A 2,763-nucleotide genomic window follows, 5' to 3' on the forward strand; every position below is an offset into this window, starting at 1 on the left:
AAGTCGTAAATCTGGCAAAATAAAAGATTGATAATCTAAAAGTGTAGCAGTGTCAGAAGCTTTTATAGCCTCTTTGTCATTTTTGCAGACCAACAAAAGTCTGTTGTTAGAAGAGCTATCTCCCAAGAGGAGATACTCATATATATTGCTTTGTATCATTTATATCTTAGTAACTTATTTTTTTAATAACCCAACTTTTTAATAACCCAATTTCTTAGGTTGATTAATATGCACATCTGTCATATGGTCTCTCTCAATTCGACCAGAGACAATCTTTGTCTCACCTTCAAATACAGCATTTGGCTCAATAACAATATTGTTAACCGTTACATCACCATAAACTTTACCATAAGGCATAATATCTATAACCTCACCCGTGTACTCTCCTGAAAACATGCCTGATACCAGTAGTTTTTGAGCTTGAATGTGACCTCTGACATTCCCACTCTTTCCTACCACAACTTCACTTTGAGAGATAATATCACCCTCAAACTCTCCATTTATAAGTATATTTCCATCGCATCGTATCTCACCCTTGATAGAGGTACCTGGAGTAATAATACTCGCCGATTGAACTGGTGGTTGTTTTTTCTTTTTTCTTCCAAAAAAACCCATTCTTTCTCCTTTGTAAAATCTCACTTAATGTCATACATTATAGCCAATTATTATTTATATTTAAAGTAAATCTTTTTCAATAAACGCTTCAACTACAAAAAATGAACCAAATATCAAATAATTTTCATATTTATTAATAGTTTTAAACTCTTTATACTCAATAGAGAGCTTTTTTAATTCATCTTGTAGTATCGTAACATCTACCACTCTATCCGTCTCTATTGATATGATTTCTACTCTTTTTATATGTTTTTTAAGTCTCTTAAGTATAGCACTATAATCCTTATCATCTAAAGAATTGTAGACCAAAACTACTCTCTTATCACAAAATCTCTGCTCTAATGCTTTGGCAATTACATCTGCAGCCATTAGATTATGCCCCACATCAATTATAATATTTGGAGCGATATAGTGAAACCTACCAAAAAGTTTAACTGACTTAAGGTTTTCTATACTATATGATAGATTTAGAATCTCTAATCCAGAGATAGCCAAAAGAGAGTTCTCATAAAGATAGTAACTCCAACCAAGATCTCTAGTTAAAGCTAAAATCTCTTCATCTGACTCTTTAACTTTATAGAGTTTGGTCTCTTTACTCTTAGCTATTTCATCAGCAATCTCATACACCTCTTGATTTGGCTGAAATCCCAAAACAGCTCTCTTCTCTATAGAGTTAAGTTTTGTAGTAGCAATAGATGCTATCGTATCTCCCAAAAAATCTTGATGGTCAAGCCCAATAGGGGTAATTACCGAAAGCTCCTTGGAGACGACATTTGTGGCATCAAACTCACCTCCAAGACCAGCCTCTAGCACCACTACATCCAAATCTTCCATTGCAACCAAAGCCAGAAGTGTTGTATATTCAAAATAACTCAATCCATCACAAATATCTTGCCCCAAAATAGCATAGAGTTTAGCATGGGCTATCTCTAACCCCTCATCAGCAATATCCTCACCCTCAATCCAAATCCGTTCATTAAACTTCAAAATATGAGGAGAGGAGAAATGCCCTACCCTATAGTCAGCACAGTGTAACAAAGTAGCCATAATACGCCCTGTACTCCCTTTTCCATTTGTACCAACAATATGTACAACAAGAGGCTTTTTAATACAAGGTTCAAGCAATGCATAAGCCCTATACACCCGTTTATGGTCAATCTCTTTATAATAAAGAGGTTTCTCTGTTATAAAATTTGCAAAAGATGGTTTTTGATTTTTCATTGAATAATTGGTGCGTTAGCAAACGCACCCTACACTGCTCCTTTACTAGAGATATAAGCGATAAATTGGTCTAATGCTCGAATAGAACCCTTCTCAATTGCCTGAAACCTCAAATCATTGGAGATAATGGCAGATGGTCTAATAGCAAACTCATACCTACCAACAATAAACCTCTCCTCCCTACTCTTACCTTTAATAAGCTCGAATTTCAACCTGATATTAGCTTGATAGTAGACCACATACCCATTCTTATCATATTGCAATGGAGTAAATTTAATAGAGTGATAAGCAACTTTGATAGTACTATCAGCCTCCTCTTTAGTCGTAGCCAAACTCTTAAGCCGACTATACAACGCTCTGTTTAGTGCATCTTTGACCAGAACAGCATTCTCTGGATCAGATAGAGAGACCTCTACCTCCGTGTATACCTTTTCACCTATTGTTTTTGGGGTGAAATGGGATGAGGGTTTGTAGCCACAGGCTGTTAACATTAGTGCTAACAGAATGAATAGTGAAGAGTGAATAGTTAATAGTTTTTTCATAAAAAGAGTTTTACCATAAATTATCTAAATCTTCCCCTTAATGACCTCAATAAACTCATCAAATCTCTCCAATCTATAACTTCCACTTCTCTGCTTCTTTCCCCACATCGGTTCAGGAAAATAGCTATCATTTTTAAATCGAGCCATCACATGCCAATGCAGATGAGGAAGATAGTTTCCAAAACTAGCGATATTTATCTTCTCTGGCTCATAAAACTCTATCATCTCTTTACCTATAACATCCAAAGCTCTTAAAATCTCTGCTTTTACCTCATCCGTAGCATCAAAAAACTCTCTGTATGGCTTTTGCGAGAATATCTTTAGCCAAGGAACTTCTGACTTCTCAACATCAATTCGTATTAGACTGTTTTCAAAAATAGTTTTC

General features: G+C 35.3%; 4 protein-coding genes. All 4 read right to left on the reverse strand.

Translation table 11 applies throughout. The features are described 5' to 3' along the window. Positions 1 to 198: 198 nt before the first annotated feature. From GSY74_RS09760 to GSY74_RS09775, 4 genes are read right to left on the reverse strand one after another with little or no spacing between them, the layout of a single operon-like run. The gene (locus GSY74_RS09760; protein WP_164664914.1) at positions 199 to 615 is read right to left on the reverse strand and encodes a polymer-forming cytoskeletal protein; all 417 of its coding nucleotides are present in this window, start codon (positions 613 to 615) and stop codon (positions 199 to 201) included. Positions 616 to 675: 60 nt separating this feature from the next. Beyond that, positions 676 to 1,836, reverse strand: a complete 1,161-nt coding sequence (locus tag GSY74_RS09765) for a folylpolyglutamate synthase/dihydrofolate synthase family protein (RefSeq protein WP_164664915.1) — start codon at positions 1,834 to 1,836, stop codon at positions 676 to 678. A 29-nt stretch (positions 1,837 to 1,865) separates the two neighbouring features. Continuing rightward, positions 1,866 to 2,378 carry an LPS assembly lipoprotein LptE gene (gene lptE / locus GSY74_RS09770; RefSeq protein WP_164664916.1) on the reverse strand — a complete coding sequence of 171 codons (513 nt, stop codon included), beginning with the start codon at positions 2,376 to 2,378 and terminating at the stop codon, positions 1,866 to 1,868. 24 nt (positions 2,379 to 2,402) lie between these two features. After that, entirely contained in the window at positions 2,403 to 2,756 is a 354-nt protein-coding gene (locus GSY74_RS09775; RefSeq protein ID WP_164664917.1) for an HIT family protein, read from the reverse strand. Positions 2,757 to 2,763: the final 7 nt, after the last annotated feature.

The organism is Sulfurovum sp. bin170, from assembly GCF_010892395.1.
Taxonomy (GTDB): domain Bacteria; phylum Campylobacterota; class Campylobacteria; order Campylobacterales; family Sulfurovaceae; genus UBA1140.